This window comes from Onishia taeanensis, from assembly GCF_013349955.1.
Taxonomy (GTDB): domain Bacteria; phylum Pseudomonadota; class Gammaproteobacteria; order Pseudomonadales; family Halomonadaceae; genus Onishia; species Onishia taeanensis_B.
In genome coordinates this window covers 580,508-600,058 of record NZ_JABVXC010000001.1, presented here as the reverse complement: position 1 = coordinate 600,058, position 19,551 = coordinate 580,508, and the positions used below count along the sequence as shown (strand labels likewise).

16 protein-coding genes are annotated in these 19,551 nt (G+C 64.8%); 11 read left to right on the top strand and 5 right to left on the bottom strand.

What is annotated here, in order from left to right:
• Positions 1-41 precede the first annotated feature (41 nt).
• On the bottom strand, positions 42-2,822 hold the full coding sequence (locus HUS66_RS02680; RefSeq protein WP_175069401.1) for a DUF349 domain-containing protein: 2,781 nt from the start codon (positions 2,820-2,822) through the stop codon (positions 42-44).
• Between the two features lie 278 nt (positions 2,823-3,100).
• On the opposite strand from HUS66_RS02680, the gene minC reads away from it, so the two are divergent.
• The 4 genes from minC (at position 3,101) to sbcB (ending at position 6,571) form a co-directional block, all read left to right on the top strand.
• Positions 3,101-3,844, top strand: a complete 744-nt coding sequence (minC, locus tag HUS66_RS02675; protein ID WP_175069400.1) for a septum site-determining protein MinC — start codon at positions 3,101-3,103, stop codon at positions 3,842-3,844.
• Positions 3,845-3,888: 44 nt separating this feature from the next.
• Positions 3,889-4,707: a septum site-determining protein MinD gene (minD, locus tag HUS66_RS02670; protein ID WP_175069399.1), complete on the top strand. Its 819-nt coding sequence runs from the start codon at positions 3,889-3,891 to the stop codon at positions 4,705-4,707.
• Positions 4,704-4,955, top strand: a complete 252-nt coding sequence (minE, locus tag HUS66_RS02665) for a cell division topological specificity factor MinE (RefSeq protein WP_175069398.1) — start codon at positions 4,704-4,706, stop codon at positions 4,953-4,955. The genes minD and minE overlap by 4 nt, the downstream gene beginning before the upstream one ends.
• 122 nt (positions 4,956-5,077) lie before the next feature.
• Positions 5,078-6,571, top strand: coding sequence for an exodeoxyribonuclease I (sbcB, locus tag HUS66_RS02660; protein WP_175069397.1), 1,494 nt, complete (start codon positions 5,078-5,080; stop codon positions 6,569-6,571).
• A gap of 216 nt (positions 6,572-6,787) precedes the next feature.
• Here sbcB and HUS66_RS02655 read toward each other — a convergent pair whose 3' ends face one another.
• Together HUS66_RS02655 and HUS66_RS02650 are read right to left on the bottom strand one after the other, a co-directional pair.
• Positions 6,788-9,688: an insulinase family protein gene (locus tag HUS66_RS02655; protein ID WP_254628649.1), complete on the bottom strand. Its 2,901-nt coding sequence runs from the start codon at positions 9,686-9,688 to the stop codon at positions 6,788-6,790.
• Positions 9,688-10,374: an SOS response-associated peptidase gene (locus tag HUS66_RS02650; RefSeq protein WP_175069396.1), complete on the bottom strand. Its 687-nt coding sequence runs from the start codon at positions 10,372-10,374 to the stop codon at positions 9,688-9,690. The genes HUS66_RS02655 and HUS66_RS02650 overlap by 1 nt, the downstream gene beginning before the upstream one ends.
• Before the next feature lie 232 nt (positions 10,375-10,606).
• Between HUS66_RS02650 and HUS66_RS02645 the strand changes: the two genes are divergently transcribed.
• Positions 10,607-11,221, top strand: coding sequence for a TetR/AcrR family transcriptional regulator (locus HUS66_RS02645; protein ID WP_175069395.1), 615 nt, complete (start codon positions 10,607-10,609; stop codon positions 11,219-11,221).
• Positions 11,218-13,185 (top strand): MFS transporter, encoded by a 1,968-nt coding sequence (locus HUS66_RS02640; RefSeq protein WP_282847896.1) that lies wholly within the window; start codon positions 11,218-11,220, stop codon positions 13,183-13,185. The genes HUS66_RS02645 and HUS66_RS02640 overlap by 4 nt, the downstream gene beginning before the upstream one ends.
• A gap of 260 nt (positions 13,186-13,445) precedes the next feature.
• Here HUS66_RS02640 and HUS66_RS02635 read toward each other — a convergent pair whose 3' ends face one another.
• Together HUS66_RS02635 and HUS66_RS02630 are read right to left on the bottom strand one after the other, a co-directional pair.
• A complete protein-coding gene (locus HUS66_RS02635) occupies positions 13,446-14,729 on the bottom strand; it encodes an HlyC/CorC family transporter (protein ID WP_175069394.1) in 1,284 nt (427 codons plus the stop codon).
• Positions 14,730-14,820: 91 nt separating this feature from the next.
• The gene (locus tag HUS66_RS02630; protein ID WP_175069393.1) at positions 14,821-15,615 is read right to left on the bottom strand and encodes a cytochrome C assembly family protein; all 795 of its coding nucleotides are present in this window, start codon (positions 15,613-15,615) and stop codon (positions 14,821-14,823) included.
• A 208-nt stretch (positions 15,616-15,823) separates the two neighbouring features.
• On the opposite strand from HUS66_RS02630, the gene ffh reads away from it, so the two are divergent.
• The 5 genes from ffh to rplS all read left to right on the top strand — a co-directional run bounded on the left by ffh (position 15,824) and on the right by rplS (position 19,546).
• Positions 15,824-17,242: a signal recognition particle protein gene (gene ffh, locus HUS66_RS02625; RefSeq protein ID WP_175069392.1), complete on the top strand. Its 1,419-nt coding sequence runs from the start codon at positions 15,824-15,826 to the stop codon at positions 17,240-17,242.
• 135 nt (positions 17,243-17,377) lie between these two features.
• Positions 17,378-17,626, top strand: coding sequence for a 30S ribosomal protein S16 (rpsP, locus tag HUS66_RS02620; RefSeq protein ID WP_092528883.1), 249 nt, complete (start codon positions 17,378-17,380; stop codon positions 17,624-17,626).
• 37 nt (positions 17,627-17,663) lie between these two features.
• On the top strand, positions 17,664-18,206 hold the full coding sequence (rimM, locus tag HUS66_RS02615; protein WP_422730791.1) for a ribosome maturation factor RimM: 543 nt from the start codon (positions 17,664-17,666) through the stop codon (positions 18,204-18,206).
• A gap of 72 nt (positions 18,207-18,278) precedes the next feature.
• A complete protein-coding gene (trmD, locus tag HUS66_RS02610; RefSeq protein ID WP_092528885.1) occupies positions 18,279-19,055 on the top strand; it encodes a tRNA (guanosine(37)-N1)-methyltransferase TrmD in 777 nt (258 codons plus the stop codon).
• 134 nt (positions 19,056-19,189) lie between these two features.
• Entirely contained in the window at positions 19,190-19,546 is a 357-nt protein-coding gene (gene rplS / locus HUS66_RS02605) for a 50S ribosomal protein L19 (protein WP_175069391.1), read from the top strand.
• The last annotated feature ends 5 nt before the right edge of the window (positions 19,547-19,551 follow it).

Below are 19,551 nucleotides of genomic sequence, written 5' to 3'. Positions count from 1 at the left end.
CGGGTGTAGGACGCGGCTGAACAGGGCGTCATGGAGGCTGATCAAGGCGGTGGCAGGGGCAGCATCTGGTGTAGCAGGGCATCGAGCTCCGGCGCTTCATGCTCCCAGTGCTCTGCCGGCATCGGTCCGGTTGCCAGCAGGGTGCACAAGACGTTGTGCAGCTCTTCGGCGCGTGTTGGCTCTTGGCCCAGGCCCTCGTTGAGTCGCTCGACCTGAATGGCCAGGCGCAGGGGTTCGTCCTGGTGCGCGAGCCCGCTGCCTGCCAATAGCGCCATGTGAACCCGCAGGCGGGTCAGAGTGTCCTTGACGGCATCTGGCGGCGGCGGATCGCGACGGGCGGCATTGCGTGCTTGGTGAGCCTTCAGCATGTCGCCGTTGAGGCCCTCGACGCCGGAAACGTCGCTGGGCGCCAGGCCGTCCAGCGCTTTGCGGTCAGCGTCAAGATGCGCGTTAAGCAGGGGCTGCAGGGACTGCCAGGCGAGAATTTCCTCGTTAACCGCCAGTCTTGCCAGCCGTTCGCGGCGAGCCCGTACGATACCGGTCCAGCGCTTGCGCATGCCGTCGGTGCGCCGGCCGGGTGGTAGCGGTTTGAGTGCGTCGACTTCGGCGATGGCCTGCTCGAGCACTGGCTCGTCGGCGCTCGAGGATGGCTGCCAGGCATCGAAGCGATCGATCACGGCCTGCATGGCGTCCAGGCGTGCCTTTGCGCGGGAGGCCTGATCAACGTATTCGGCCTCGCGACTGGCGAAGATCTCGTCACAGAGATTACGGAACTCCCGCCACAGAGCCTGTTCCTCGCCCTTGGGCGCTCGTCCCAGGGCGCGCCAGCGTCGCTGTAGGCCCTTGGCCTCCTGGGCGCGCTGGGTCGCTGGTTGAGACGACCCGCTGAGGCGGCGGGCCTCGGCGATCAGCTCGCGCTTGGCGGTCGCGATCTGCTGGGCGCGGCGATCGATCAGCGTCTGAAGGTCATGGCTGAGCGTGGCGAAACGCTGGCCGACTGCTTGTGCCTGCTGGCGCGGTACCGGCGTGCAGCGACGCCACTGTTCGCGGGCTTTGTCGCGAATCTCGCGCAGTGCGTCCGGGTCGGCCTCGGGATCGGGAGCATCCAGCAGGGTGGCAAGCTGGTCGCACAGTGCTTGGCGGGTCTCGAGATTCTGAACACGCTGGGCTCGCTGCTGGTCTCGCCAGGGCGCCAGGCGCGCATGGATGCGTTCGGAGGCTTGGCGAAAGCGTTGCGATAGCTCGCGGGTGGCGGCGGCGTCACCCAGTGCCTTCCACTCCGTGACCAGCCGGCGATGGCGGCGGTCCAGCACATCGGCGGCTAGGGTGTCATCGTCGGCCAGAGTTTCGATGGCCTGGCATAGCTGGTCACGCTTGGGGGCGGCAACGAAGCCGCGCCAGTCACGCAGTTCGGCGAGCTGAGCACCCTGGCGTTTGAGAGTGCCCTCGAGTGCCTGGCGATCGTCTGCCGGCCGCGCCTCCAACTGCTGGCGCAGCTGCTGATGCAGGCGGCTGGCGGCCTTGAAGGCGCCGCGCTTGAGCTTTTCATCGAGGGCCGAGAGGCCGCGCTCGATTTCCTCGCGACTCACCGTTGTCTGGGATGACGGGGTGCGGTCGAGCTGTGCGTGGGCACGCTCGATCGCATCCACAGGGGGCAGGTCGTCAGGCCAGTCGACGGCTTCGAGCAGCGCCAATAGCCGGTCGCGATCATGGTCGGTGACCGCGCGCTCCAGGGTGTCGGCATGCTGCTCAAGCCTCGCCCAGGCGACATCCAGGTGATGATAGTCGGCCAGGGCCCGGCTGTAGCGCTCGCGCAGTTCATGTTGCGGCGGGTGGCGGTCGGAGAGCTCTTCCCAGCGCTGCTCCAGCAGGCGCCGCTGGGCGCGCAGGCTGGCCAGGTCCTGACCGGTGAGGCGCTCATTCTGGCGAAGCCCGGCGAGGCTTTCTTCCAGCGCTTCGATCAGGCCAAGGCGGGTCTCGTCGTCGCTTGCGCGCTGCTCATGCACACTTTCGGCGGCCTGTTGATGAGCCTCGTGATCGCTGATTACCTTGCGGCATGCCAGAGAGGCATCCTGATAGCGGCGTTCCTGCTCGGCGCTAGGCAGGTCCTTGAGGGCTTCCCACTCGCGCCTAAGGTGCCGGTATCGGCCGGCGTAAAGGGGCTCCCAGGCGTGAGTGACGTGCGCCTCCAGAGCGCTGAGCAGCCGCTCGCGCTTCTCGTTGGCGGCGGCAGCCTGAGCCGCATTGGCGCGGCGCCTGCCAAGGGCTTCGCGGGCCAGCCGGTGAATCTGCTTGTCGCGCCGGGCGCGGCGAGACAGCTCGCGCAGCCCCTCTTCGCTGTCGATACGCTCGGCTGCGGCACGGCGCACGGTGGCGATGCCGTTCTCGCAGGCCTGGTGGATCAGCGTTTCTTCATCGTCTATGCGCGCCAGTGCCGTCAGCCGCAGCTGCTGGTTATCGCCCTGCAGGGTGATGTCACTCAACAGACGTGTCTGATCGAGGCACTCGACCAGTGCCAGGCGGCGGTCCAGGCTGACGCCTGGTTCACGCCCCACCAGCAAGGCGACCAGGCGGGCCGTCAATTCGGGCGAGGCGGCCTCGTCCATCATCGCCAGCAAGGTTTCCGGGTCGCCGATCTGCGACAGGGCTGCCTGGCGTACGCGGGCGTCCTGGTCCTGGGCCAGCGTTTCTAGCCGACGATGTTCCTCCGGGCGAGCGGCATCGAGTCGCGCGGCGGCCTCGCGACGTTTCTCGGCATCCGGGTGCTGCCAGCGGGGCGCCAGCAGGCGACGAAGCCATCCTGTGGGTGTCTTTCCTGACATGATGATGTTGCGTTCCTGTATAGGCGCGGCCTGCGACGCGCCATGGCGGTGACTCTCCATCTAAGCATGTGACGAAGGGTCGGAAAAGTCCCGCCGTCATGGAGGCATCACTCACCGGCCGGCTGACCAGATGGCTTTCCCGGCGGAAATAAATGCTCGTCAGGCACAACTCGGACAAGACAATCACTGACAGCTTGGCCTCTTGGTCTTATGATCAGTTGCAGGGGGGCTATCCCTCGCTTAGCTTTAACCTTCATCACCCCCTGCGGAGTCCGGCAATGAGCCTCAAGATGGATAGGGCCAGCATGGCATTTACCTTTAAGGGTGGCATGTTGCCCATGACGGTCATGGAGTTGACCAGCGCCGATCCCGAGCGCATTCGTGACCAGCTAGAAAGCAAACTCAGCCAGTCTCCGGCCTTTTTTCAGCACACGCCTGTGGTGCTCAGTGTCGAGAGGCTCGATGAGCCGCATCTATCGCTGGAACGCATCTGTGCGGTCTGCCGTGCCAACAAGCTGTTGCCGGTCGCGGTGCGTGGGGGGGCTGATCCGGTCAAGCAGTCCGCGTGGGCGCTGGGCCTTGGCTGGTTCCCGCCCCAGGAGGTGCGCCCGCGCGCCCTCGAGAGCGTGTCCAGTGAGCGCGATGCGGGCGATACCGCTTCGACACAGGACGCGGTACATACCGAGGCGACTCCGACGGGACGCATCTATCGTGGCACCGTGCGTTCGGGCCAGCAGGTCAGCGCCCAAGAAGGCGACCTGGTGGTGATCGGTGCGGTGAATGCCGGTGCCGAAGTGCTGGCCGCGGGTAATATTCATGTTTACGGCGCCTTGCGGGGCCGGGCGCTGGCCGGCATCCATGGCGATCATGACGCCGCCATCTTCTGTCGCGAACTGCACGCCGAGCTGCTGTCGGTAGCCGGCAACTACAAGCGACTGGAAGATATCGACCCGCGCTTGCTAAGCAGCACCGTTCAGGTCAGCTTGAGCGAGGACCAGCTGGCGATTGTCGCTCTGACCTGAAGGTCGCGACGATCCGTTATCTCATTAGCAACAGGAAGCTTATCTTGGCCAAGATCATTGTAGTGACCTCCGGCAAGGGTGGGGTTGGCAAGACGACCAGTGCGGCCGCCATCGCTACTGGGCTGGCGCTGCGCGGCAACAAGACAGTGGTGATCGACTTCGACGTGGGTCTGCGCAACCTTGACCTGATCATGGGCTGCGAACGCCGCGTGGTGTATGACCTGGTCAATGTCATTCAAGGCGATGCCGGACTCAATCAGGCGATGATTCGCGACAAGCGCGTCGAAAACCTGCATATCCTTCCGGCCTCTCAGACCCGCGACAAGGATGCCCTGACCAGCGAAGGCGTCGAGAAGATCCTCGACGCTCTGACTCAGGACTTCGATTACATCATTTGCGACTCGCCGGCCGGCATCGAGCGTGGTGCCCAACTGGCGATGTACTTTGCCGACGAGGCGGTGGTGGTGACCAACCCCGAGGTGTCCTCGGTACGGGACTCCGATCGCATTCTCGGCCTGTTGTCCTCCAAGACCCGTCGCGCCGAGCAGAATCGCGACCCGGTCAAGGAGCACCTGCTGATCACTCGCTACAACCCGTCACGGGTCGACGGCGGTGACATGCTCAACCTCGATGACATCTGCGAGATCCTGGCCATCGATCTGATCGGCCTGATCCCTGAGTCCGAGGCAGTGCTGAGGGCGTCCAACCAGGGCATTCCGGTCACGCACGACCAGAAAAGCGATGCCGGCCAGGCCTACACCGATACCGTTTCGCGGTTGCTCGGTGAGACAGTGCCGCTGCGTTTCCACGAGTACCAGAAGAAAGGGCTGCTGAGCCGTGTGTTCGGGGGAGGTCGTCGGTGAAACTGCTGGATTTCTTGAGAGGTGAGCGCAAAAAGAGCGCGTCGGTCGCCAAGGAGCGACTGCAGATTATCGTCGCCCATCAGCGTGGTCAGCGTGACCAGCCGGACTATATGCCGATGCTGGAGCGCGAGCTGTTGGAGGTGATTCGTCGCTACGTGAAGGTCGAGCAGGATGCCATCAACATCAGCCTCGATCGCGACGAGGATTGCTCGGTGCTCGAGCTCAACGTGACCCTGCCGCGAAGCTGAGTCGCCTTGCCCAGGGATTTGGCTGAATGACTGGTCTGAATCGCTTGGCAGAATGACGTGGCTGAGCCATCCGGGGGACTGTGCTAGGCTGGGCGTCATTTAGACTGCCTGGAGAGCCTGTCATGGCGCCGTCCCCCGCCGCTCCGCGGACCTTCCTGTGGCACGACTACGAAACCTTCGGGGCCGATCCGCGCCGGGATCGGCCCTCGCAGTTCGCTGCGATCCGCACCGATGCCGACTTCAACGAGATCGGCGCGCCGATCGAGGTGTACTGCAAGCCCGCCGACGACTATCTGCCGCACCCACAGGCTTGCTTGATCACCGGCATCACGCCGCAGAAGGCCCAGCGTCGTGGCGTTCCCGAGGCCGAATTTGCCGGTATCATCAATGACGCCATGAGCGAGCCGGGCACCTGTGCCCTGGGCTACAACAGCCTGCGCTTCGATGATGAGGTCAGCCGCCATCTCTTCTATCGCAACTTCCTGGACCCCTATGCCCGGGAGTGGCAGAGCGGCAATTCGCGCTGGGACCTCATCGATGTGGTGCGAGCCTTCCATGCCCTGCGCCCCGAGGGAATCGAGTGGCCCAAGCGCGAGGATGGTGCACCGAGCTTCAAGCTCGAGCACCTGACCGCCGCCAACGGCATCGAGCATGCCGGCGCCCACGACGCGCTGGCGGACGTTCGCGCCACCATCGCCCTGGCGCGACTGCTCAAGTCCTGCAATCCGGGGCTCTTCGACTACCTGCTGGCGCTGCGTAGCAAGCGCGAGGTCGCCAAGCGCCTGGACATCGCCTCGCGCAAGCCGCTGCTGCATATCTCGCGTCGCTACCCGGCGAGCCGCGCCTGCAGTGCCCTGGTGATGCCGCTGGCCGAACACCCCAGCAACCCCAACGGGGTGATCGTCTATGATCTGGCGATGGACCCAGCACCGCTGTTCGAGCTGTCGGTGGAGGAAATACGCGCCCGGGTGTTCGTCGGTGCCGACGATCTCGCCGAGGGGGAGACCCGCATTCCGCTCAAGGTGATTCACCTCAACAAGAGCCCGGTGCTGATGCCGGTGAGCTATCTGAAGGATATAAGCGGCGAGCGCCGCGGCGAGTACGGCGCTATCGTCGAGCGCCTGGGGCTCGATCTGCCGACCTGTCGCGAGCACTGGAAGCAGCTTTCGGCCGCGCCCGAGGCGGCCAGCCGCGCCGCCGGGGTGTTCGCCGAGCCACCCCCCGAAGGCCCGCAGGACCCGGACCTCATGCTCTACTCCGGCGGCTTCTTCTCGCCGGCGGATCGTCAGCAGATGCAGCGGGTGAGGGACTCGGATCCCTGGGACCTGGTCGGCGCCAGCTTTGCCTTCCAGGACCCGCGGCTCGAGGAAATGCTGTTCCGCTTCCGGGCCCGCAGTTACCCCGACACCCTGGAAGGCGAAGAGCAGGCCCAGTGGGATGCCTATCGCTGGTCGCGCATGAACGATGCGAGCCTGGGCGGCCTGACTCTGCAGGGCTTCGCCCGGGAGATCGAGCGCCTGAATCAGGTCAGCCTCGAAGACGGCGAGCGTCAGATCCTCGAGGAACTGGTGATGCATGTCGAGGCGATCATGCCGGCGCAGGCCTTCGGTGCCTGAGCCGCCCCGCTAACAAGCCGTGCCGACGCTCAAGGCTTCGCTCTTCAGCGATGGCTGACGTTACGTATCACCGTGCATATCAATACGACGACGCCCGGATCCTGGCAAAAGGTCCGGGCGTCGTCGTGTCAAGGCATGGGCGTTTCGCAACTCGCCTCCGCCAGCTATTTTCCGTGGCGCCGGGAAACGGCGCCGCGGGTGCGGAGGGGCGTGACGTCAATCGGCTCCGGGTAGCGGTTTCAGGTCGGCCGTCAATGCCAGCAGGTCGCTGGGGCTGTCACCGGGATCGAAGGTGATGTTGGCGGCGGGCGCTTTGCGCAGTTCGGCCCATGCCTCACGCAATGCTGCTGGAGTGATAGCCGAGACCCTTTCAGCGAGGCGCTCGCGCTGGTCGAAGCCGATATCGTCGCGTGCCAGCGCCTGCCATTGGCGATTGGCGAGCGCGCCCAGCGAGGTGTCGCGCTCCAGCAGGCGGTCATGCACGGCCTGCCGGTATGGCGCCAGGGTGGCTTCGTCGAGCTCGGCGAGGGTCTGGTCGAACTCGTCGAGGAAGGCCGTGATGCGCTGGCCGATCATCTCGCTATCGGTATCCGGTGACTGCACCAGCAGGCTCATGCCCGGTGCTTCAAGTAGTGGCATGTAGCTGGCGCTGACGATGTAGCCAAGCTGCTGCTCGGTGCGCAGCCGGGTGTAGAAGGGTGTAGAGATCAGTTGGCCCAGCACCGCCAAGCGTGCCTGCTCGTCCAGAGTCTGGGTTGGCCCCTGCAGATAGCGAAGCACCAAGGAGTCCTGGCGAGTGCTGTTGGGGTGCAGGTTGGGGAGGGTGCTCGAGATATCCAGCGGTTCGAGGTTGGGCACGGCGTTAGCATCCAGCGTCGGTGCCAGGGTGTCGATGACCGATGCGCCGGTGGCACGCGCGGTCTCGGCCGACAGGTCGCCTACCGCCATGGCCTCGAGATGCAGCGCACCCAGATAGGTAGCCCGATAATCACGCAGATCGTCGGCGTTCAGGTCGCCAATGGCATCGAGCAGGGTCGCCGCCGGCCACTGCGGGCGCAGCAGCGCCTCGCCGAGGGCGCGGTTGGCTTGCTGGTAGAGCGCTGCCTTGGGGGCGTTGCGCCACTCGCGCTCGAGCTGGTGGCGGACTCGCGCGACGCTGTCTTCGGTAATCTCGCCCTGCGTCAGTTGAGTGAGCACTCGCTCGATCAGTCGGGGCTGGCGATCCCGCCAGCCGGAGAAGGACAGGGTCATGCCGCGGGCATGGGCGTAGGCATTGAACTGGTGGCCGGCCAGCCTTGCTGGATAGAGCGTCTCGTTGAGGCTGTCGTTGAGCCAGCCAGCGAGCAGTCGGGTCAGCGCCGCATCGCGGGCGTTGGCGGCCGCCGCCGGGTGCTGCAGGCTGAAACGCCATTCCACCTTGGGTGTGTCGAAGTCGACGTTGGCCTGGTGCCAGACCTCGGCGCCCTGAGTCTCCAGCAGGCGCTTGGGCGGTGCATTCTGAACGTTGCCCATGCTCAGGTCCTGGGCGATATAGGGATTGGGCTCTGGCAGTGACAGCTCGCCGATGGGCGAGGCGCTCGCCCAGTCCGGGGTCTGGTCGATGCGATAGGAGGCGTCGAACCAGGGCGAGGTGGCCGTACCCTCTACATCGGGGGCACGGTAGACCCTCAGCAGGTTGTCCGGTGTCAGGGCCGAAAGGTAGTCCTCAATGCGGGCTTTGTCGAAGCCGTCCATGCGATAGGGGGCGAACTGGGCATCACGGCTCGGGTAGTGGGCCAGGTTCATGGCCAGACGAGTGGCGTCATGCTGAGGGTCACCGTGTTGCTGGAAGCGGAATTCCTGCTCGGCAAGGCGAGCCTGTTCCTGGTAGCGCCAGGGATCGAGCCCCTGCTGACGGATCTTGTCGATGGCAGCGAACAGGCTGGCCTGAATGCTCGGGATCTGTTGGGCGCCCTCTGGCGTCAAGCTGATGCCAACGGTGAACAGGGCATGGGTTCCATCGCCGCGTCCGACGCCTGCCGACAGGCCGTCGGCAAGCCCTGCCTCGCGCAGCTGCTCGAGCAGGCTGCCCTGACCCTCATGGCCCAGCAGGTTGGCGATGTAAGAGGCAGGCTTGGTGGCGTAGAAGGGCTCGGGGTCGGGCACCGGGAAGTAGAAGCGCAACTGGCGCTCGTCCCGTAACGACGCGACATCCAGGGACAGTGGCAGGCTGTCAGGACGAACCAGAGGTTCCTCGACCTTCGCGCGGCTAAGGCCGCGGTTGGGAATCGCCGCGAAGCGCTCGCGGACCAAGGCCTCCAGGTCATCCAGTGGCTGGGGTGCCACCAGCGCTAGATGCATCACGCCAGCGCCGTAGTGGGCCTTGAAGAAATCGATGACTCGCTGCCTAAGCGGTGTCTCGGCATCTTCGGGCAACGTCAGGGTGGCGCGGCTGCCCACCGAGAAACCGGTGGTCGGGTTGTCGGGGTTGAGCACCTGGTCGAGTGCATCATTCTCGCGGCGTCCGTCATCACGCAGCCGCGCCTGATATTCAGAATGCACCACGTTGCGCTCGCTCTCCAGTTTGTCGGCGTTGAAGCGCGGCGTGATGAAGAACTGACTGAAGCGATCCAGGGCGCCGGGCAGCGAGTCGGGTTCGATGTCGAAGAAGTAGTTGGTGTCCTGGCTTGCGGTGAAGGCGTTGTGTTTGCCGCCATGCTGGTTGATGAACGACTGGTAGGCATCTGGGGCCGGGTAGGCGTCGGTGCCCAGGAACAGCATGTGTTCGAGGAAGTGGGCAAGACCTGCCAGGTCCTCGGGGTCGCTTGCGCTGCCGACGTCGACGTTCATCGAGGCGGCGGCTTTGTCCGCCTCGCTATCGCTGACCAAAAGAACGGTCAGGCCGTTATCGAGGGTCAGCAGGCGGTAGTCGCGGCTGTCGTTGGGACTGGTTTTCAGCGTGGCGTCGTCTGTCTTGGCGGACGCTTCTGATGAGGCTTGGGGCGATGTGTCGGAAGTTGCCGAAGCACTGGCAAGCGCGGGCGCGATGAGGGTCATCAGCAAGGCGCTGCCAAGGACCAGGTGTGCCAGCCTGTCGCGGTAGCGGCGGGTTGGGGCAAGGCGGGTCGTGGCGATCATCATGACTCCTGTGCGGGCTGCCAGCGCAGCATGGGGCCGGTGGGGTGGCCACAGGCCCATTCCTGATTCAGCGGGTGATTCACTCGTCTTGATACCGGAAAAGCGCCCAACAGTTCCCTGGAGGCGGGATTCAGCATGGCGCGAGCTTCGTCGAGCGGGGTGGACGGGTCGAGCCAGGCGGTTGCTCGGTCGGCTTCTATCACCGCCGGCAGGCGGTCGCTGAGCGGGGCTAATAGTGGCGGCGCCGCCACGGTGATCAGGGCCATGGAGTCGTGAAAGGCGCTCAGTGTGGTGTGGTAGCGGGCCCACAGGCCGGCCAGCAGCAGGGGGCCGCGGTCGACGCGGGTCACCAGATAGGGCTGCTTGCCACGTGGCATGGTGCGCCACACATAGACGCCGGTGACCGGGATCAGGCAGCGACGGGCGGCGAAGGCCTCAGCAAACATCTTGCGATCATCGAGGCTCTCCGCCCGGGCACAGTGGGGGGCGTGATCGAGCACCTTGAGCCAGGGCGGGGTCAGTCCCCAGAAGGCTCGGCGCAGATGCGGTCGGCCGGCATCGAGGCGAATCATCGATAGTCCCTGGCGGGGCGCCAGGTTGGCACCGGTCAGCAGCGGCTCGTCGGCTATGAGCTCGGGCATTAGCCGGGGCAGATCAAGCGGCGCAATATGCAGGCGACCGGCCATGGGCTCTCCAGTGTCTTTTTGGCGCTTATCGGGCGCGTCAAGGCGCGCCGCGCGGTGGCTCAGGGTAACCAAGAGCCCGGGCGCTGCAAAGCGTGCAGGTCGTCACGCTGGCGAGATTGTGGTTGTGTTTATGTTTGTGTGATGGGGCGGTATGCTGATATAAAACGCTGTTCGAGATATGCGACATCGTCGCTTTAGTCCCTTAGCCGTTCAGCGTACCTGCGAGGATGCAATGGCACGTCCCAGACAGCACGCGCCCGAGGCGTTGCATGCTCAGGTCATGGCAGCTTGCGATGCCTGGCTCAAAGAGCACCCCGTACATACGCTGTCGCTGCGAGCGCTGGCCCGCGAGGTCGGCTGCGCTCCCAGCACCCTGCTGAAGCTCTACGGCAGCTTCAACAACCTCCTTCAGCACGTCAATATCGAAACCCTGGCCCATCTGCGCGGTGCCATCGAGGGGCTTGATGACGGCGGTCCCCAGGCACGGCTGACGGGCCTGGCCACGGCCTACTGGCATTTCGCCAAGGCGGCGCCTTTTCGCTGGCAACTGCTGTTCGATTACCCGCTGGCCCAGGAAGGTGAGCTCGATCAGCGTCAGAACGACATGATCGAGGCGCTTTTCGTGCGAGTCGAGGCCACCCTAAAGGAGTTCCAGCCGGCGATCGATGATCCAGAAGCCCGTCGCCTGGCGCGCACTTTGTGGGGCAGCGTCCATGGGCTGGTGCAGCTTGGCCTCAACGAGCGTCTGGGCTACTGGCAGGGTCAGCCGCTGGAGGTCGGGGAGTTGATCGACCAGCTGCTCACGACCTTGCTTAACGGGCTACGACACCTTCCGGGCAGCGTGTGAGCCCTGGCCTGCTGACCCAGCGTCGCTTCGCACCCCTTTTCTGGGTGCAGGCGCTGGGTGCCTTCAACGATAATCTTTTCCGCAACATCCTGCTGTTGATGCTGACCTTTGTCGCCGTGCCGCGTCTTGGCTGGGACCTGGGGTTAGCCATCAATCTGGCAGCGGGGCTGTTCATCCTGCCGTTTCTGCTGTTTTCCGCCTGGGGTGGGGAGCTGGCCGACCGCGTCGACAAACGCCGGCTGGTGCGACTGCTGAAGTTTGTCGAATGCGTGCTGATGTCGCTGGCGGCGATGGCCGTCTGGTACCAGAACCTAGTGGCGCTTTTCGTCCTCCTGGGGCTGATGGGCCTGCAGTCGGCGCTGTTCGGGGCCGTCAAGTTCGCCATCCTGCCTCAGTATTTGCCGTCCTACGAGCTGGGGCGCGGCAATGCCTGGGTTCATATCGGTACCTTCGCGGCGATTCTTGCCGGTGCGTTGCTGGCCGGGGTGCTGGCGGCGCTTCCCGATACGCTGTCGCGCCCGGCGATCATGGGAACCCTGATCGGCGTCGCTCTATTGGGGTGGGGCGCTAGCCTGGCAGTGCCGCCGGTTGCCAGTGCGCAGCCTTCAACCGGTGGCTCCGCTACAGGCGCCGCCACGCGCTCGGCCAAGCGAGGTCGGCTGCGTTTTCGCCCCCTGGCCAGCCTGCTCGAGGTGCTGCGCGGCGGTGTACATTCGCCAGTGCTGTGGTCGGCGATTCTGGCGATCAGCGTTTTCTGGTTCCTGGGCGCGAGCTTTCTGACTCAGCTGCCTGCCTGGGCGCGAGCGGTGGCGGGCGGCGGCGAGGTGATGCTGAGCGTGCTGCTAGTGGCCTTCGCCTGCGGCTTTGGTGCCGGGGCCCTGGCCTGTGCCAAGCTGTCGGGCGGGCGTTTGGAACTCGGCCTGGTGCCGCTGGGGGCGCTTGTGATCGGTGCAGCCAGTCTACTGCTGGCCGGTGTGGATAGTGCCTCGACCATGGGCCAGCCGCTGACGGTGCTGTTCGATGACCCCAGGGTCTGGCGCATGCTGGGGGGATTGATGCTGGTCGGCCTGGGCGGCGGTATCTACATCGTGCCTCTCTATACGCTCCTGCAATTGGGCAGCCACGAAGCACAGCGCGGGCGGATTATTGCCGCCAATAACATCTGCAATGCGCTGCTGATGGTGGCGGCCGCGGGCTACGGCTGGCTGATGCTGTCAGTGCTGGGGCTCGATCTGCAAAGCTTCGTGGCAAGCCTCGGGGGCGTCGCGCTGGCGGTTGGGGTGGCGATGATCGTGCGTCGTCCGCGGCCGGTGCTGCGCCTGCTGGTGTTCGTGCTGGTCGCGTTGATCTACCGGCTGCGCCTGCGCGGTCGTCACCATGTGCCGGCGAGCGGTGCAGCCCTGGTGGTCTGCAATCACGTCAGCTTCATGGACGCGCTGGTGATTGGTGGTGCCTGTCCACGGCCGCTGCGCTTCCTGATGGACCGGCCGATCTACGAATCGCCCTGGCTGAACTGGCTTTTCCGGCTGGTGGGGGCGATTCCAGTGGACTCTGAGCGCAGTGACCCGGGCGGCCTGCGGCGGACCCTCGATCAAGTCAGCCAGGCGCTGCGCCACGGCGAGGTGGTGATGGTCTTTCCCGAGGGCCGGCTGACCCGGGATGGCGAGATGCAGTCTTTTCGCCGAGGCCTCGACCTGATTCTCGCTCGCAATCCGGTGCCGGTGGTGCCGGCGGGGCTGGCCGGGCTATGGGGATCCTGGACCTCTAACCGCGATGGCCCGGCGCTGACCCGGTTGCCACGCCGCTTTCAGGCGCGGGTGGCACTGGTGTTCGGTGAGCCGGTGCCGCCCGCTCAGGCTCGTCGTGGGGAGCTCGCGGCCCGCGTGAAGGCGCTGAAGCAAGAGGCCGACGCCTGGATCACGCCCGGCGGGAAGGCGCCCGCTCGCGACGGCGCGGGCGAATGATGCCTCCCATCATGGGGCCCTCCGTTGTCCTTCGTACGACGCCTTGCCCCTCCTAGACCCTTCCTAGACACCAAGCAAAGCGCCGCGCTGTCAGTCAGCGCGGCGCTTTGCTTGGGTACGGCTTGCCTGGGGGCGACTTGATGAGATCACTGCTTGCGTAGTTGACTCATCGAACCGGTAGGGGGCCGAAGGCATCATTGATGCGCGGTACCGGGAAGGGGCAGGCCGGGACCTTGAGCGCTAGCCCCCATGGCCTGTCGTCACTCCTGGCGGGCGGCCCGGCGCACGTGCTGCCAGCAGCGCGCCGAGGTGATGACCTTGTCCTTGACCTCGATGATTTCCATGCGCACGTTGCCGACCTGCAGGCAGGTGGGGCCTTCGGGGAAAGACTCGAGGTGCTCGAGGATTAGGCCGTTGAGGGTTTTAGGACCGTCGGTGGGCAGCTGCCAGCCCAGTGACTTGTTGAGTTCGCGGATATTGGCGGTACCCTCGATCACGTAGCTGCCATCATCCTGGAGGTGCATTTCCTGATGCATGCCTGCCATGTCGGTGGTGAACTCGCCGACGATCTCCTCGAGGATATCCTCCAGCGTGACCAGGCCTTCCACGTCGCCGTACTCATCGACCACGATGCCGGTGCGCCGTTTCTGCTGCTGAAAGTTGAGCAATTGCGTGTGCAGCGGCGTCGACTCGGGGATGAAGTAGGGCTCCCGTGCTTCCTGAACGATGGCGGCCTTGGTGACCTCGTCCTTGGACAGGAAGCGCGCCGCGTTGCGCAGGTGCAACATGCCGATGATGTTGTTGATGTCGCCTTTGAACACCGGTACCCGGGTATGCTGGCTGGTGCGGATCTGCGCCAGGATACTCTCGAGTTCATCTTCGAGGTCGATACCGACCACCTCGTGGCGGGGCACCATGATGTCGTTCACGGTGACGTTTTCAAGGTCGAGGATCGACAGCAGCATCGCCTGGTGGCGGCGGGGAATCATGGTGCCGGCTTCGTGGACCACGGTGCGCAGCTCATCTCGGGTCAGATGGTCGCCGTTGCCGGTCAGGCTCTTGACGCCGATCAGGCGCAGCAGGCCGTTGGAGATGGTATTGACTAGCCATACCAGCGGGTAGAGCACCTTGAGTAGCGGCTCGAGCGCCACGGATGCCGGGTAGGCGATACGCTCGGGCTTGATGGCCGCGTAGGTCTTGGGGCCGACCTCGGCGAAGATCAGGATCACGATGGTCAGGATCAGCGGGGCAATGGCCGGACCGGTGACTTCGCCGAAGTAGTGAATGGCCAGCACCGTGGCCAGGGCCGCCGCCAGGTTGTTGACCAGGTTGTTGCCAATCAGGATGACGCCGATCAGCCGGTCGGGCCTGGCCAGCAGGCGAAGCACGCGCTTGGCAGGACGATCGCCGCTATTGGCCTGGTGGCTAACACGGTAACGGTTGATCGACATCATGCCGGTCTCGGAGCTCGAGAAGAACGCCGACAGGCAGACGAGCAAGAATAGCAGGCCGAACAGTAGTCCTAGCGGGAAATCGTCACTCAAGATGAGAAGGTCCTCGAAGACAGGTCAGGCATGTTTGTAGGGATTCCCCCAGAGGCTGTCAAGGCGCGGCAGGCATCCCGGGCGGTCGGCTTCAAGAGAAGATCACCTCGACGGCGAACTTGGTGCCGAAGTAGGCCAGCAGCAGCAAGGCGCCGCCGCCCAGGGTCCAGCGTACCGCCTTTAGTCCGCGCCAGCCCAGCCAGTGATGGCCGATGAGAAGAGCGGCAAAGATCACCCAGGCGGCCAGCGAGAGTACGGTCTTGTGAACCAGGTGCTGAGCAAACAGGTTGTCGACGAACAGGAAGCCGCTGGCGATAGCCAGGGTCAGCAGGATCATGCCGGCCCAGATCAGCTCGAACAGCACCCGCTCCATGGTGGTGAGTGGCGGCAGGGTCTGAACGATGCCGCTGATGTGGTGGTGGCGCAGGGCCTGATTCTGCCAGGCCAGCAGCATGGACTGCACGGCCGCGATCGCCAGCAGCGCAAAGGCCAGGGCTGAGCTGATGGCGTGCAGGGCAATGCCTGGCGTGATATGTCCCTGATGCTCGCCGCCCGGCCAGGCCACGGCCGTCACCAGGGTCAGCGCCGCGACAGGGAAGACGCCGACGGCGGCATTGAGCACCGGCTTGGCCAGGCTGACCAGCATCAAGAGCGCCGTGACCAGCGCGCTGACCATCACCAGGCTCGGTGACAGGCCAAGCCAGAGGCCGCCGGTCTCGCGGATCACCACGGCAATCACCAGCCCGTGGAAGGCCAGCGCCAGGGTGCCGAGGCTGCGCACCAGCTTCGGACGCTGAGGGGCGCGACGCAAGAGGGTCAGTGCCTGCCAGGAGGCAGCGCCCAGGTAGAAGGCTATGGCCAGAAGAGCAAAAGGAAGCGCCTGCATCGGTTGCTGTCCATCGCCGTCGACAGCGGCGTCTCGCGAGTGGAAATTCAAGGAGGGGTCACTATACCGAATCCCCCCGGTCGCGCCCAGCCGGGCGCCGGAGTACTGTTCTCTGCGATGCCTGGTTCGAGAGGCTGGCGCATGGAGACTGGCGGCGGGAAGGCGTATAATCGCCGCCCAAAGCCAGGCATCCCTGCCGGAGGGCCCCATGTTCGATAGTTTGACAGAGCGTTTATCGAAGACGCTGAAGTCCATCAGCGGTCAGGCCAAGCTGACCGAAGACAATATCAAGGACACCCTGCGCGAGGTGCGCCGTGCACTGCTGGAGGCCGATGTTGCGCTGCCGGTGGTCAAGGCGTTCATCGACCGGGTGCGCGAGCGCGCCGTTGGCCAGGAGGTCTCGAAGAGCCTCTCGCCTGGCCAACAGTTCGTCAAGATCGTCCAGCAGGAGCTCGAGGCGATCATGGGCGATGGCGTCGAGGGACTCTCGCTCAAGGGCTCGCCTTCGGTGATTCTGATGGCCGGCCTGCAGGGCGCGGGCAAGACCACCTCGGTGGCCAAGCTGGCCAAGTACCTGCGCGAGCGGGAAAAGAAAAAAGTGTTGGTGGTCTCTGCCGACGTCTATCGCCCAGCGGCCATCGACCAGCTCGAGACGCTGGCCGGTGAGGTCGACGTCGACTTCTTTCCCTCCGACTCCTCCCAGCAGCCGGTCGCGATCGCCGAGGCGGCCCTCAAGCACGCCAAGATCCAGTTTCACGATGTGGTGATCGTCGACACCGCCGGCCGCCTGCATGTCGACACCGACATGATGGACGAAATCCAGGCCCTGCACCGTGCCTGTGCACCGCAGGAAACCCTGTTCGTCGTCGATGCCATGACCGGTCAGGACGCCGCCAATACCGCCAAGGCCTTCCACGAGGCCCTGCCGCTGACCGGCGTGATCCTGACCAAGGCAGATGGCGACGCCCGCGGCGGTGCCGCCCTGTCGGTGCGTCATATCACCGGCAAGCCGATCAAGTTCATGGGCATGGGCGAGAAGGTCGATGCCCTGGAGCCTTTCCACCCGGATCGCGTGGCCTCGCGCATTCTCGGTATGGGCGACGTCCTGTCGCTGATCGAGGAAGCTGAACGCACCGTCGACAAGGGCAAGGCCGAAAAGCTCGCCAAGAAGGTCAAGAAGGGCGACGGCTTCGACCTCGAGGACTTCCGCGACCAGCTCCAGCAGCTCAAGAAGATGGGCGGCATGGGCGGCCTGATGGGCAAGCTGCCGGGCATGGGACAGATGGCCGATATGGCCAAGGGCCCCGGGCCCGAGAAGGAGTTCGGCAAGCTCGAGTCGCTGATCAACTCGATGACACCCAAGGAGCGCCGTCGTCCAGAGATCATCAACGGGTCGCGCAAGCGCCGCATCGCCGCGGGCGCCGGCCTGCAAGTGCCCGACCTCAACCGCCTGCTGAAGCAGCACAAGCAGATGCAGAAAATGATGAAGAAGGTCGGCAAGAAAGGCGGCATGCAGAAGATGATGCGCGGCATGTCGGGCATGATGGGCGGCGGTGGCCCCGGCGGTCCCGGCGGCATGGGTGGCCCCGGCGGTATGGGCGGTCCGGGTGGCCTGCCGCGGCGATGATCGCCGCTTGGTACACAAAAGGTTCCCAAGAGGCATCGATTTCCGTAGAATGTCGCGTCTTCGTGGCAGGACCGCGCGACAGCGCGCGGCCGAAGACCAATTTTCAGCAACTCCAACCGAAGGACAGATAACGCAATGGTTACCATTCGTCTGGCACGTGGTGGCGCCAAGAAGCGTCCCTTCTACCACCTGACCGTAAGCGATTCTCGCAAGTCTCGTGACGGCCGTTTCATCGAGCGCGTCGGCTTCTTCAACCCGGTCGCTCGCGGCCAGGAAGAGCGTCTGCGCATCGATCTGGACCGTATCGCCCAGTGGCAGGAACAGGGTGCCCAGGTCTCTGCGCGCGTCGCCGAGCTGGTCAAGGAAGCCCGCAAGCAGGCCTGAGCCTGATCTGCGGACGCGAGTACGGCACTAGGTGGTAATGGCCATGACCCAAGACGCAACGACAGGCGCCGGCAGTGACCAGCACGTGGTGCTGGGCAAGCTGACCAGTACCTACGGTGTGAAGGGCTGGCTGAAGGTGTATTCATACACCAGCCCGATGGACGGCATCCTCGACTACCCCGAGTGGCAGTTGCGGCTCGACGGCAAGCTGGTCGACCGGAAACTGGCGCAGGGGCGTCAGCACGGCAAGGGCCTAGTGGCCCAGCTGGACGGGGTGACGTCGCGCGAGCAGGCCGAGCAACTGGCCGGCGCAGAGATCCTGCTGCCCAAGCAGTCGCTGCCGCCGCTCGATGAGGGCGAGTATTACTGGCACCAACTGGAGGGTCTCCAGGTCACCACACAGGACGGCGAGAGCCTGGGACGTGTGGCCTACCTGTTCGAGACCGGCGCCAACGACGTGATGGTCGTCAAGGACGCCGACGGCAAGGAGCGGTTGCTGCCCTTTTTGCCCGACGAAGTGGTGCTCGAGGTGGACCTTGCCGCCGGTCGCATGACGGTGGACTGGGATCCCGAATTTTAAGACGTCCTGGTGACGCCCTCCTTGATCGCTGCCCGCGGGCAGTCTAGAGGAGCTAGGCCTGGAAGAAACGCCGTGTGGATTGGGGTCGTATCGCTGTTCCCGGAGATGTTTGATGCCATCACCCAGTATGGGGTGACGGGACGGGCGGTCAGACAGGGGTTGCTGGAGCTCGAGTTCTGGAATCCCCGGGACTATGCAACCGATAACCACCGCACGGTGGATGATCGTCCCTACGGGGGCGGACCAGGCATGTTGATGAAGGTCGATACCCTGCGCCAAGCCATCCATGAGGCGCGGGCAACGGCCGAGAGCAGTGCCGGCCGGCCGGCCCGAGTGATCTACCTGTCGCCACAGGGGCGACCTCTGGATCAGGCGGGCGTGCAGGCGCTGGCCGACAGCGGCCCCCTGGTGGTGGTGGCTGGACGCTACGAAGGCATCGATGAGCGCGTGGTGGAAGCCGATATCGACGAGGAAGTCTCGATCGGCGACTACGTACTGAGTGGCGGCGAACTGCCCGCCATGGTGATGGTCGATGCCTTGGCCCGACTGGTGCCCGGTGTGCTGGGTCATCAGGCCTCGGCGGAGGAAGATTCCTTCAACGATGGCCTGCTGGACTGCCCGCACTATACGCGCCCCGACGAGATCGACGGGCGACGGGTGCCGGACGTACTGCTCAGCGGCAACCACGCGGCGATTCGCCGCTGGCGGCTGAAGCAGTCATTGGGCCGCACCTGGCTCAGACGCCCTGACCTGCTCGAAGGCAGGACCCTGGCGACTGACCAGCAGGCACTGCTCGATGAATTCATCGAGGAATACGCCAGCAAGGCGGAGGTGCAGGAGCCTTCCTGAAAAAGGCTTGAGGCATGCATGCCGTGCCCCTGCGTCATACACAGAGCGATTCCCGCGCCATCCTCAAGGATTCGCGTCGGGATCACCGCCGACGGCTCGAGCCGAAGGCGATACAAGTTATCGAGGAGCTAGCAATGAGCAGCAAGAATTCCGTGATCCAGGCGATCGAATCCGAGCAAATGGCCAAGGAAATTCCGGCCTTCGCCCCGGGCGACACCGTTATCGTCCAGGTCAAGGTCAAGGAAGGCACCCGCGAGCGTCTGCAGGCCTTCGAAGGCGTCGTCATCGGCAAGCGCAACCGCGGCCTGAACTCCGCCTTCACCGTGCGCAAAGTGTCCCACGGCGTTGGCGTCGAGCGTACCTTCCAGACCTATAGCCCGCTGGTCGACTCCATCGAAGTCAAGCGTCGTGGTGACGTGCGCCAGGCCAAGCTGTACTACCTCCGCGAGCGCAGCGGCAAGTCCGCACGCATCAAGGAAAAGCTCTCCTAAGTCGG